The 13,343-nt window shown below is 32.3% G+C and carries 12 protein-coding genes; 9 read left to right on the plus strand and 3 right to left on the minus strand.

Annotated features, from left to right (window positions below):
• Window positions 1-178: 178 nt before the first annotated feature.
• From MHI32_RS09560 to MHI32_RS09570, 3 genes are read right to left on the minus strand one after another with little or no spacing between them, the layout of a single operon-like run.
• Window positions 179-1,192, minus strand: coding sequence for a site-specific integrase (locus tag MHI32_RS09560; protein ID WP_340012226.1), 1,014 nt, complete (start codon window positions 1,190-1,192; stop codon window positions 179-181).
• On the minus strand, window positions 1,176-2,291 hold the full coding sequence (locus tag MHI32_RS09565; RefSeq protein ID WP_340012228.1) for a tyrosine-type recombinase/integrase: 1,116 nt from the start codon (window positions 2,289-2,291) through the stop codon (window positions 1,176-1,178). Before MHI32_RS09565 ends, MHI32_RS09560 begins: the two co-directional genes overlap by 17 nt.
• A gap of 5 nt (window positions 2,292-2,296) precedes the next feature.
• Entirely contained in the window at window positions 2,297-3,583 is a 1,287-nt protein-coding gene (locus tag MHI32_RS09570) for a site-specific integrase (RefSeq protein WP_340012229.1), read from the minus strand.
• Window positions 3,584-4,233: 650 nt separating this feature from the next.
• On the opposite strand from MHI32_RS09570, the gene MHI32_RS09575 reads away from it, so the two are divergent.
• From MHI32_RS09575 to MHI32_RS09615, 9 genes are all read left to right on the plus strand, one after another.
• Complete coding sequence (locus MHI32_RS09575) at window positions 4,234-5,094, plus strand: hypothetical protein (RefSeq protein ID WP_340012231.1); 861 nt, start codon at window positions 4,234-4,236, stop codon at window positions 5,092-5,094.
• A gap of 109 nt (window positions 5,095-5,203) precedes the next feature.
• A complete protein-coding gene (locus MHI32_RS09580) occupies window positions 5,204-5,488 on the plus strand; it encodes a helix-turn-helix domain-containing protein (RefSeq protein WP_340012233.1) in 285 nt (94 codons plus the stop codon).
• Window positions 5,489-5,593: 105 nt separating this feature from the next.
• Window positions 5,594-6,121 carry a hypothetical protein gene (locus MHI32_RS09585; protein WP_340012234.1) on the plus strand — a complete coding sequence of 176 codons (528 nt, stop codon included), beginning with the start codon at window positions 5,594-5,596 and terminating at the stop codon, window positions 6,119-6,121.
• A gap of 288 nt (window positions 6,122-6,409) precedes the next feature.
• Window positions 6,410-6,661 (plus strand): hypothetical protein, encoded by a 252-nt coding sequence (locus MHI32_RS09590; protein ID WP_340012235.1) that lies wholly within the window; start codon window positions 6,410-6,412, stop codon window positions 6,659-6,661.
• 904 nt (window positions 6,662-7,565) lie between these two features.
• On the plus strand, window positions 7,566-8,030 hold the full coding sequence (locus MHI32_RS09595) for a hypothetical protein (protein WP_340012236.1): 465 nt from the start codon (window positions 7,566-7,568) through the stop codon (window positions 8,028-8,030).
• 306 nt (window positions 8,031-8,336) lie between these two features.
• Window positions 8,337-9,473 (plus strand): hypothetical protein, encoded by a 1,137-nt coding sequence (locus MHI32_RS09600; RefSeq protein ID WP_340012237.1) that lies wholly within the window; start codon window positions 8,337-8,339, stop codon window positions 9,471-9,473.
• Between the two features lie 234 nt (window positions 9,474-9,707).
• Window positions 9,708-10,526, plus strand: a complete 819-nt coding sequence (locus MHI32_RS09605) for a hypothetical protein (protein ID WP_340012238.1) — start codon at window positions 9,708-9,710, stop codon at window positions 10,524-10,526.
• A gap of 268 nt (window positions 10,527-10,794) precedes the next feature.
• Complete coding sequence (locus tag MHI32_RS09610; protein WP_340012239.1) at window positions 10,795-11,079, plus strand: BsuBI/PstI family type II restriction endonuclease; 285 nt, start codon at window positions 10,795-10,797, stop codon at window positions 11,077-11,079.
• Window positions 11,080-11,739: 660 nt separating this feature from the next.
• The gene (locus MHI32_RS09615; protein WP_340012240.1) at window positions 11,740-13,254 is read left to right on the plus strand and encodes a DUF3800 domain-containing protein; all 1,515 of its coding nucleotides are present in this window, start codon (window positions 11,740-11,742) and stop codon (window positions 13,252-13,254) included.
• The last annotated feature ends 89 nt before the right edge of the window (window positions 13,255-13,343 follow it).

Raw genomic sequence — 13,343 nt, forward strand, 5'->3', positions numbered from 1 at the left:
TAGAAATTTTCCCAAAATCCGGGTGCCCTGAACCCTAGAGCAACCGGATTTTTGCGTGAAAGACTGCTGATGCAGATTCGCAAGGCATCTGACGGTTTCTCTTGGCTTTGACGAACCAGACAATCTTTTTGTTTAAATGCCTAGATACGGACGTGTTCCGAAACTTTTGTATTAAAAACTAAACGAAGCCAGTATTTTTTTCAATATCATTCATCTCTAAATCGACCTTTCTAAAAGAGGAGTAAAGGTCTTGATTGGATTGAATTATCAATCCGTTGTTCCGAACATAGTTTTGTTTGATGTATCCCTGAGTTGTATCTCCCCTTATATGACTTAGAAGTTGTTGGATTATGCCGATATCAACTTTTTCATCATAAAGTAGCGTAGCAAAAGTTCTTCTTGTATTATATAACTCATGATTTCTAATTTTGGCTTTAGCACAATAGAAATAAAATAACGTTTTGATTTGTTTATATGTAAAAAATGGCTTTTCTTTAGAGAATTGAAAAACAAAACTTTTGTTGGAGAAAGCGTTTTGATTACAATATAACTTTATTGCAGCCCCCATTCCTGCCATCATGGGAATAATTAACTGTCTCTTGGATTTGGAGTTAATAAGTTTAAAAGTATTAAACTCAAAATCAAAATGTTCAACTTTCAAATTTAATACTTCTGTAATTCTTCTCCCAGTGGAAAATAACAAGCTGAATAATATAAGATCTCGATTCAAATTGTCAACATCACTATGGTTTACTATAGCATTAAATAGTTTTATAACCTCATGTCTTGTTAAGCAATAGGTAGGTCTTGGATGAGGTTTTAAGCATTTAAAATCAAAAGATAAATCACTCATAGGAGTACTGAAATTATAATTTCGTTTTAGAAAGCTAAAGAAACTTACTAGTACATTCCTTGTTTGAATTATTGTACAGTAACTATATTTTTTATTCAGAAGGTCCTGAAAATACTCATCTATAATCTTACTGTTGATTGGTCGGATAGCGATTATTACATCCCTAGTATCTTTAATAGAAATGATCTTATTAAGATCAATTTCCTCAGAAGATTTATTTATTCGATCTGATAAATACACTACAAACATAGTAGTAAGTTTTTTGTATCGTGATAGAGTGTTTGCTACATACTTACGGTTTACGTAAAAGTCTTCTAGGTCCTTATTGATTAATCTCACTTTGCGTAACTCCTAACGAACGAAATAGTAAATTTGGAAATGGAAAGGGGAATTTTTCAGTGAGTACAACTCCTAAGTCTTGAGGGAGCAATTGCATGTAAATGTAAGTAGTTCTTGGATCGTTATGCCCTAGTATTTGACTTAGGTATTCGGTGGTCATTCCCTTTTTCATGCATCTTACCGCAAAAGTATGACGAAGACTGTGAGGTGTATATTTCTCTTCAATACCTAGACGGAGACGTAATCTCTTCATCATCTTTTCAACTGCGTTTTTTGTAATTGGTTTCTTTCTTTTTTCATTTAGTTCGGTATCGGTGGCAAAAATGAATCCATCCGGATTGGTTTTTAAATCTTTAACATTAGTAAGATTCAAGAAATCTAAAAAAATATCTTCTACCTCTTTATACAAGGTAACATAGCGTTCTTTATTTCCTTTTCCTTTTTCAACATAGATTAATTTACTTTCTAAATGAATATCTTTTATTCTTAATGCTAAAAGCTCGCTAATTCGTAGTCCAGTACCTACTAAGACACTTAATATTGCATGGTTTCGGTAGCCATTAATCATTTGAACAGATCCTCTTAGTAAGGCTTCTACTTGATCATATGGTATGTATCGCGGGAGTAAATCAATGGCCGCTACTTCAAAACGAGTGCGGAAATCATGATAAATCCATTTTTCTAACAAACAAAATTCAATGAAATCTCTTAATATACCTGTATAGGTATTAGTACTATTTAGAGATGGCTTAGTACCTCTAAACTTAGTAGTTAATATGAAATCATTTAAGTGAATTTCATTTATTTGACCAATCTGAACTGCAGAGTTTGCATTTTCCATGAATAAACAGAAGTTATCAAGGAAACTTTTGTATGTTTTATAAGTCTCCTCAGAACGCTTTTTAATTTTAACTTTAATTTTTAAGTTTATTAAATATTGATTTATAGCTTCTCTTAAAGTAATATCGGAAGTTTGAAAAACTAAAGATTGATCTGATCCATTATTGTTTTTAATAAATTCCATGAATATTTCATAGGGTATGTTTAGTTCCTTACTTATTTCATAATAGTCATAATTCGATTTGTGCTCTATGGCCATAGTATTTACTCCTTTGTGTGGGGGTTAAATTGGAGCGTATTATCTAACAAGAGTTGAAGATCTCTATAGAAATAATGCATCGTAGAACGCCATTGGTTATGACCTGCAGCTTTTGATACGATATCCAAAGGGTGTTTCCTCTCATTTAATGCATTTGTAATAAAGGTATGGCGTAAAGATTTTGCTGAGAATTCAATTCTACCGAAAGCCAATTCATTGTAATATTTAATCTTTCTTGTAATATTAGTTGTGTTTAAAGGATTTCCATATTTATTACAAAATATTGTTTCATTAGGAAGACTACATTTCCTTTGATTTTTGATATAATTGTGTAAGTGATTTTTAATATATGAGTCGATTTTAAGAACTCTTTTAACGGATTTTAAGCATGAAAATGAAATTTGAGATTCAGTAAAATTGAAATCTGAGATTTTGAGATTACAAATTTCAATGGGTCTACAACCTGTTTCAACTAGTAAAAGGAATATGCATAAATCTGAAACTGAAGCATTAACTTCCTTAATGGTTTTATAATATTGAAGCAGAGTATCCTTAGACACAAATTTATTGTCTCGAGACTCAGTACCAAATAAAAACTCTGGTACTTTATATGGAAAGTGAATAATATTGTGGTTCCTTAAAAAAATCAGAAAGTTTTTGATTTGATCTAAACGTATTCTAGCAGTTTGTTTTGTGATTTCTTCACGCACTACACGATCTGTAAAATGTTTTTCATATAATTTCACATGGTCTAGAGTGAGTTTTTCAAGGTTATCTGTTGGTATGGGACTATTTCTTAAAAAATGTTTTATAGAAGATATTTTATCGGATACATTCGTATAGTTTCTTTCAATAAAAGAATGAATATATTTTCTAAAGTAATTGCATCCAAGGTCATCAAATATTGGCTGACTTAACTGTAACAATGAGAACTTTGGTCGAACATCCATTGACTTTACTTCATTTAAGTATTCGACAAAGTAAACTAGGCTAGTTAAAAGGATATTTCTTTGCTGTAGTAACTGAGGATTATCTTGAATCAGTCGATCTAGATGTTCTTTATAAGCAGGGATTGCCTCATCTAAAGTATTTTTAGACAGTGAATTTTTCTTTAGTCTGGTTGAAATGAATATGAGAAAAAGCTCTATATTATGTATATGTATGTCAGGAACTAGATTCTTTATATATAAGTAATGATTAAAGGTGTTGGCGCTGATTTGTGCTGATTGTTGATTACTATTTATTACATTACCCAAAGGGTTCAGAGTATTTAATTGAGCTATAGCTTTCAATAATATCAGTCCTTTTATTTTTTATTTAGTTTCTCTTCTTTGATTAAAAAAAATTGTATTATTCACCATGAAAGAGTGTTATATTAATTCTATTGAACCAATTGTGAAGTACTATGTCTCCTGACATGCGTCTAAGGAGAGTTAAAGTAATTAATAGCGACCTTAGAATGGATTGTATAAGGATGAGTAGGTGCATGTCTACTTTTCGAATTGAGCATGTTTTGTTCTGTATTTTATTGGGCCTGCATCTTTAGTTTGCTCACTTTTATCCAATTTATACCAGTGAGGGCACATTAAATGCGATTAATGGTAATCTTCTTTTAGTTAATGAAAGCGATAATGCGTTAAAGTGATAAAGGAGTATTTTTGGTTATTACCACAGATATTCCTTTTTGTTTTAAGAAATTCAATACTGCTTTACCCTACACTGAATAAGAAAGGAGGATGGTACGATGCGCATTCTCCAGTTTCATTCAAACAATAAACTGCAATCAACTCTTAATTTGGACTTAGCATGTTTTAAAGTTATCGTACTGACCTTTTATATAATTAGGGTAGCCTTTGAGTAGCTTATTAACCTTATGGACTTATATAAGTCCAATATAGAAAACGGGATAATGTTGGTTTATGATTCATTTGGTGATTGAATGATGGATAAACCAAAGAATGCAGGCCACAGAAATAATGCTGAAGAATATGTGGGTTATATTAGAGAAGTTATCACTGGAAAAATGACTGTTGAGGTGTACTTCAATAAGAAAAGGGATGGGGCGGGTAGATATAGTAAACCGTGGCCCGAACTGGACTGGGTAAGACGATACGAGATGGACTTATATTGTAAATTTCTATTGAAATTGGATCTTAATCATCGTCGCATTGTTCTCAGCAGGTATGAAATCCTGGGATATACAGTGAGGGAACTTTCCAATTACTTTCGTATACATAGGGACCAAATGAGAAAGTTTATAGGGATTTTTGTGGCAAATGAAAAGAAAAAGGAAAAAAGAGAAGCGTTAATAAGGGATGTGATTCCTGTTCCTGGAGAATTCGAAATAGATGCGAGAATTATTGCTCTATTAGCCGTTATGATGAGAGTTCCAGTAAGTTGGTTAGAGCAAGAGAATCCAAGTCAAGAATGGACAATAAGCCATTATACAGTAACCGAATATCAAATTGTTAATAAAGATGAGCTTTTGAATAAACTTCAGAATATTAATTCCTGCGTATACCACGATGTACTTCCAATAATATTAATTTTCGATGGTGTTGAGTTGCATCTTCGTTTAGAGTCAAAAAATGGTGATTTCATATTAGAATATGTAGATGAATGTCAAAGATTTGGCGTTTTTCGGGAACTGATTAAATTTCTGGGAGATAGAGTTAAAAAAACAGGATATGTTAAAACTGTTATCTTAACTCATTTAAATTTAGCAATAATTGGAGGAAACCAATTAAAAATAATGCCGCCAGAGTTTATGGAAGTAAACTTTAATCCACTAGCAAAGAGTTGAATTACTATCACTACTTAGTTATTTGAAGAAGGAAGAGGACTTCAATAAGTCCAAAGGAGTAACATCGTATAAATTGTCAAGCCTCCTTTAATAAGGAGGCTGATTTTTTGTGGAGAATAAACCATTAAGTATAAAGCAGCAAGAGTTGTTACAAATTCTTCAGGTGTGGATGAGTGAACTCGATATTAATGAATTAAATGAAATGGAACCTGTAAACCTAGATAATCCTGTTAAGGAGGTTTTATCGGTTCGGGAAGTTGCGTGTTTTCTGGGGGTGTCAATGGATACCGTATATGCCATGGTTAAAGAAAAGCAAATTCCTTATTTTAGAGTTCGTAGAAGAATATTGTTTGATAGAATTTTAATCAATGAATGGTGCAGATGCAAAGGTTAATTTTGTTTGCACGAATTTACAGAAGTTTATTAAAGTCACAAATATTCTGAATAAACTAGTAAAATTTCGCCTATATTAATAGAGTGCTAAATAGGAGGGATATCTTTGGATGAGGTGAATTTAAAAGAAAGATGGAGTAAAGAACAAGATGAATTTTTGCTTAACATAGTAATTAATAATTTACAACAAGGACGAAATAGAAAAAAGGCCTTTCTTGAATATTCACAAAAAACAGGTCGAACTATTGCGGCCGTTTCAGTACGCTTTTATAGTTTTACTCGTGTTAAGTATGAATCTGAACTAAAAGCTTTTAATTTAGGTTCCTACGCTGGAAAAGGAGATGATACATTCTTAATCCAAGAAGGGATATCTGTAAATAAGCTGAACAATGAGATGGATTGGAAGAAAACTTTTTCTTTTCTGAACGATCAAGAAATATTGATATATGATTTGAAAAAGGAAAATGCTAAATTGCAAGCGATGCATGAAACCATGTCTCAAGAAAATGCAACACTTAAAACGAATATGAAATTTATGATGAAGGATTTCAACCCCCTAGAAGTTAATAGTGGTAAGATTTCTTCTGCGATGGAAATTCTAGAAGAAGCCCAAAGGCTTGGTTTAGTTGATTGACTTTATTCAAAAAATTAGATAGTAAGTATATTTAATGACGAGGACTAAAATCCTTGTCTTTTTTATATCTTGGTTTTAATAAGACTTTACGAATTAGAACTTTGAAACATGAAATATAACTTCATAGAACAGTAATACTTTATAAGATTTAATTGTAGTCGTTAGAAAGGTTATATAAGTCTATCTTTTTGGCAATAATAGAATAAAAGATATATCACTTGAAAAATGAAATATTACTAAGATGATAATTACAGATATATCTAATTCTATTAATCAAAGAGGTGCACTATGAGTTACAATGATGTTTATGAATTACATCTACAAGTGCTTAAGATATACGAAAAACAAACAAAATATCCATTGCCAGAACAAAATAAAATAAACTATTTTAAGAGACAAATGAACTTTTTTGCTGAGGATATTGTTCAACGAATATTTGTTTTAAATCAAATACTAAAAATTTATGAGTCACATAGATTGACTTTAGTTAAGAGTTGTTCTGATCAATATTTCTCTAAAATCAATACTCAAAACGATTAAGAAAATATATACTAACCTATTGAATTGAATGTTTTGTTTTGACCAAATTTTATTGGTCGATTTGTTTAGAGAAACGGTCAATAACAAGTATAAGAGCGTGAATTTTGGTGAATCTAAGGGTGTAACTACGAAATATCTTTGATCTATTCAACACAGCATTTTATTAGATAGATAAAAGACACAATTTTGAACTAACGCCGACTAGTCGATCATAATTGTATGTAGCATTAACTAGGGTGAAATATAGTGTTGGTATTATCTATGGTTACGCTAAGACTACCAACATAGAAGGACTACAAAAGTTTATAGTCTGACCATTACAAAATAAAGGCAGTATAGTTCTCAAATAATAAGAACTATACTGCCTTTATTTTGAAATTGCGATAAATAAGGATCGTAAACCCGAGGGAATTCTATTTTCGCAGATAATAAACCTTTGGTTTTGTAACGAATCTGAGTAGTGGCTGACAATATAAACATCTAATTGATTAAGGAAATCTTCATAATGCTATCACCTATGATGGGCTAAGTGGTTTAAATGAGTTGGTGGATAGATGGCGAGAAAAAGATCGTCGTTTATACCTTATTACTAGATTTGTCGTTAATGTAGCGGAAATCAACGTTCTGTTTCTGTTCAGTATTCTATTGTTTTTAGTCTTATCCTTGCATTTGTATTCTAGCTCTCCTTGACTGTGAATTTTTATTGCTTCATTGTATATTAGACAGTAAATCTATAGAGGAAATCTACAACTTTATTTTTACCTTCACTAATTCATGCAAGATATAACAATCATATAAAAAAGAAATGGTGCCATTTAACTCGGCACCTCTAAAGCCACTCCCAATCCAAAATTGAAACAAGTTGAGTCGTCAGACATAATAGAGTAGAATTAAAGAATTTGATATGCTTGTTAATCGTACAAAAAAGCAAGAGTCAGAGTTGTCAGACTATATATATGAAGGAATCGACTTTCTTGGATGGTCTGATGATGATAAAAATGTGCTTTTTGAAGAACGTAAAGATCGAAAGTATGCAGCCTTTACCGTAGAGCTATGTGCAATTGTCGAACAATTATTGAAGGATATTTATGAACAGATTCAGTCAAAGCCTTTTTTAAAGTACGAACTTGAAAGATCGCTATGTTCACACCTTATTATTAATCGTAAAGGTTCGAACCTTACAGCGATTAGAAACTACATCGTACATGATACATTTTCAATGAAAAGAGCCAGGAAAAATGATGGCGTAATTAGGAAATATAAAAATAATAGTGAAAAGGACATTCCTGATAAAAGTAAAAAGTTGTATTCAGAACTGCACGAGAACGTAGTTGATTACATTAATGGTATCAGCTATAAAAAAAAGTGAATAAGGTATTTGCCTGATATAAAGGTAAACGCACCTATGTAGACAGAGACAGCGCCCATGCATTGTCTCTTTTCTTTTGTCGGACAAAATTAACATATTTGAAGGTTTTAGGAAGACTTTGTAGAAATATAGAATGTGTAGATTAAATATTGAGCGGATAGTAATCATTGAAGTCATTTTTATATACAGGATATAATAACTAATAAATGAGGATCGAACATGATGCTAGGACGAATGAAGGATAGGTATGTATTTGATTTCTAGGACGTTATTTGTGCTATTCGAGAAACGGAGTGGGGGAGCAGTATGAAGTTACGAACTATATTCACAAATGAACTACCTTTTATGATTGAGCTTCCTGATGGAGAGTATGAGATTGACACTTCAGCGGGAATAGTTAAGCTAAATCTTAATTCCGATTGGTATTATGTTCATACTGCAAGGTTTGTTGAACATTCTGGAAAAGATTTGTATGCGGGAGATAAAGAAACCTTGCAGGATATCATTCAAAACAATAGGATTTCGAATTATGCATTTAGTGATTGCAAAACTTTTGTTAGTTGTACATTTGAGAAAGAGTACTCATTTAGTGAGGCGGAATTAGAAAGCATCATCGATGAGCAGTGTATTGAAAAGTTAAAGTCAATCATGCTTAGGAACAAAAATAATTACACTGATAGCGATGACTTACACACTAAAGCCAATAGTCAATTTGAAATATTGACACAAGAACAGTTGAAAGGAATTAAAGAAAGAATTTTAATAGAAGGTGTATTTGCAAATCTTCATAATGTATATGCATTCTATGATGCTTTGAATTCACTAGTAAGACATTATTCTAATTTGCGAGGACACTTCTGGGTTCATAAGCTGGATGCTAATATTTTGGAAGGAACACTAATTCAAGATTACCTTGATGAGAACTTCTATGATAGTACAACTTTTGCAGGATTAGTAACTAGTATTGTGCCGAGTAAAAAGAAATATCCTGAAATTGAGCCCGGTGATCTAGTATTGCTAAAAGAAAGATTGAAGAATAACTCGGAAATGCCTGTAGAAGATGAACTAATATTAGTGGCAAGAAGTTTATGGTATAGATTAGAATATCGATCTGCTGTAATCGAAAGTTCAGCTGCCCTAGAGATCACAGTTGAGAAAAAACTTGCAGAAAAAATGGCAGCTAGCGGAATGACTCAAACTGACATTGAAGCAGAATTAGCTAAGACAGAGACCAATTTCAGGCAGAGATGTGATGTGTTTATGAAAAGGTTTACAGGCTCTTCTTTCGTAACTGACAACTCTACATTATGGGGTTTGATAGACCAACACAGGAAAAATTATCGACATAAGATTGCCCATTCAAGTGTAGTCCCGGATAGAAACATGACAGAGGAAATAATTAATGACTTTCAAACTGCAATATCCTATATTAGGTCACTCTAGTTAATTTCTTGTGAGCGTGAGCAACTTGAAGTAAGTAAGTATCAATTGGCTAATGAATGTGATCATTTAGGAAGCCAACGGTGCATTCTGCTAAAGTGGAATGGAACATGTCAGAAGAAGATGCCGTTGATTTATTCACCTTGGGGACCTATGTTTTAAAGAGATTTGAGAGAAGTAGTTGAGTATGGTGTCGATTTAGGGTAATAAAGATATTTTAAGTTAGGGGATATTGAAATGGTCAACGAGACTGGAAAAAGACTTGTCCCAACTAAAGATGTACTGAGGGAGTTATACCTAAAATCAGGTAATCAATGTGCATTTCCAGGTTGTGTAAGACCTATGATGAATAGTGATGGAGAGTTTGTAGGACAAATCTGCCATATCGAAGCTGCTGAGCCAGGTGGAGAGAGATTTAATCCTGAACAGAGCAACGAAGAAAGACGATCATTTGAAAACTTGTTAATTCTTTGTTATGATCACCACGTTGCTACAAACAATGTTGAAAGGTACCCAGTTACTATGCTAGTACAAATGAAACGTGATCATGAATCGAAGTTTGCTGACATTATCTCGAAGTTACAAAGTTCTATAGGTGATCTAACTCTATTGCAAGAATATTCATACACAACTTATTCGAAAAAGTTAGTTGACCATTTTGGCTGGGGATATAGCTTGGAAGAAGCACTTATAACTTCAAAAGAAATTAACGAGTGGGTTGATCGATTAAGAGAACTTCCGCCAGATACACGAACCGTCTTTAACATAATGGTTAGACGTTCATCACCTTCTACTTGGGGCAATAGAGTAATACTTCATGAGATTGAGAAAGTTACTGCGGATGCAAAGGGAGTTAAAGAACATTACGATTTATTAAGTAAGTATGGGTTCATTTCGGATGTTGATAAAGATGATGAACTAAATACATATGTTGTATATATTCATAAGTTTAGAAGTGGTTGGGATTTCTGGTTGGATCTTATGGAGTTTTGTAAATCAACAGGTTTAGCCTTAGAAGAGTTTATTGTTCAGCTAAACTTTTCAAGATTAGAGTAAGTGGTGATTCCAGTTTCTTGAAAAGCAAGTAATATAAGAACCTATTTCGAATAGTACGACTCTTTATCGGGTTGTCTACATGGAAAAGGTTCTTTTTATTATTATCTTTTTGAGTTTGCCGCGGCTTATGTATTTCAGCCTAACACTCTCTAGGAGAGCAATCCGGAATTTTAGCAGGTAGTTGGAACTCTTATTTACAGCATATGGGGAAGAAATAACAAGCATAGCGAGTTAATAAAAGCTATCATCGAGGATTTCGCCGCGTGTTATGTGCCCGGGGGTTCTTATTTACGCGGGCGAAACAGGCTGCAAATATTTCGATGAGAATTTGTTAAGTAACCTTGGAGTTAGTGTTGACTCACATGGAAAGATGCCTGAAGTTGTGATTTATTATCCTGAGAAAGCCTGGTTGTTGTTGATCGAGTCAGTGACAAGTCATGGACCCGTTGACAGTAAACGTCATGATGAGTTAGCAAAGTTGTTCAGGAATTCTACAGCAGGAATTGTTTGCGTTACTGCTTTTCCAAATCGTTCTGTAATGGCGCGTTATTAAAGAGTCATAGCTTGGTAGACCTAAGTTTGGATTGCCGATGCCCCATCATATCTTATACATTTCAATGGTACTCGGTTTTTAGGACCATATTAAGTTAGTAGAAATAAATAGCCTTATCCTTTCGAATATTATCGGATGGTTAGGCTATGTTTATTATCTCTTGGCGTTAAACGGGTTCAGGCATCCCAGTTAATTGTTGCTATATGTGATGACTCTCCTTACTCCACACATATGGAGTGTTTAATATTGATGGTATGAAAATGAATTAATGAGACGTGACAGATTTGCTTAAGAAAGTATATGGAGTGTGTTTCACTATTAGTTTGGAACGGTAATACGAGTAAGAAGTTAATGTGCGAGCCTCTCTTCATTGAGAGGGTCTTTTTTTTGTCTTCATTTAGGGAGCGGGTGTTTGCCATAGGAAACTCGGGAATGATTTACAACTAAATGATTGTCTATTTATCAATATCAGGCAGTACACATTTACTCAGCTACTAGGAGCAAACATACTCATCGAAATGAAATGAATTACCAATGTATGGTGTAATATATTTAGGTTAATGTTCCGATAATGATTGGGGAGAAGAGTTCTTCACATAAAGACGATGCTTCAGATCGATCGACTAGTCCTTAGGATTATATAGAGAGGATGTAATATTGGTGAGGTTTAAAGATATCGTTTTGCGGTTTTTTAATAGTTTTGAAAGATCAAAACAAACAAATGATCTTTCTGAAAAACAATTGGATTCATTCATACTTCGATTATTTAACGAAATAATAAAAGAGGATAAAGATAAAAGTGAAAATTTTGACGAAATTATATTTTTACAAAAATTTGATAGGGAACTAAAAGAGAAATTGAAATTAGACATAGTAGCATTATTGGGGAACAAAGTAACAGATAAAGATAATTCTTTTAAAGAAAAGCAAATAGGAGGATTATTGCTAAACGAATTTAATAGAATTAATAAAGAAATATCTGATGAAAAATTTGATAGTCTTAGAAAAAGTATTGTTGATAGTGGTAGTGATATAAATGCAAAACTCAAATTTTATTACGATGAAACAAATAACCCAAGGAGATTTTGGATAAAACAAAATAGTTTTAATTCCCCTGTGAATAAAAATTTTATATTGGGAGGATTAGTTATTGATGAAAAAAAATGTATTGGAAATCCTGAAGATTTAAAAGACAAACTAAAGTTGCAAAAAAATATTGGTGAGATAAAATCTAAACATATTTTAAAGTCAACTTTTATTGAATCTTTGAGATCAAAAAAACTAAATATACTCTTGAAATGGATTTCTGAAAATGAAATGTATATTCATTTTATAAATGTTGATAATTTACATGTTATTGTTAATGACATTTTGAAGATAATAATTGATAAAAATATAGATAGTGAGAATATTAGAGGCTCAGAACTTATGCACGGACACACCCTTTATAAACTCATGTCTAGCAACATAGATAAAGTTTGCGAAATACTAACAAAGTATGATTATCCTAAAATTCATACGGAATCTATAACAGATTTTTGTGGAGAATGGGTTACCTTTTTAAAACCCTTAAAATCTAACCTCCCTCCTCCAAGTGATGAATTTGAAGAATTTGGAAGAGTGATCCATTATGATGAATTGTGGAAATTGTTTGATAAGGTGAAAGATGGTAATAAATTTGCTGGGTTAGGTAAGGATGAATATATTGTTACTGATTATTCGAACTTTTACCTGATTAAACCTGATATATTTATAAATTCATTTCATTTATTTGATGAAGAATTAGAGATAGAGAAAATAATTAATACAACTTCAGATATTAATTTCAAGGAAAGTAGAAATTTTGCATTCAAAGATTCTACTGAAGATAGATTCATACAAATTAGCGATGTTGTAGTGGGGTTATTAGGAAGATTTTTTTCATATATCGAAGAACTAAATGGTGAATTGGAAAACGGAAAAATTGTTCAAGAATTAATTCATTCGATATCAAAATTCGATAGTATTCAAAAGGATAATTTTTTGTTACTGATTAATATATTGAAAAAATCTCACGATAAGAATAAATTGTTTTTTTATAGCGAAAACACATTTGTACAAAAGAGCAATTTGGATTTTATTCTTAGGATTACTGATGTATCAGATGCAATGGTCACGTTTAAAGCTAGGGTGTGAGGTGCCCAAGTGTACCGTGAATGCAATGGTGGTTGGGCACCAATTGAAGAATATTTATATACGTCCGTTGCACGCAACCAACACATGTG

This window comes from Paenibacillus sp. FSL H7-0690, from assembly GCF_037980415.1.
GTDB classification, from domain to species: Bacteria; Bacillota; Bacilli; order Paenibacillales; family Paenibacillaceae; genus Paenibacillus_AQ; species Paenibacillus_AQ odorifer.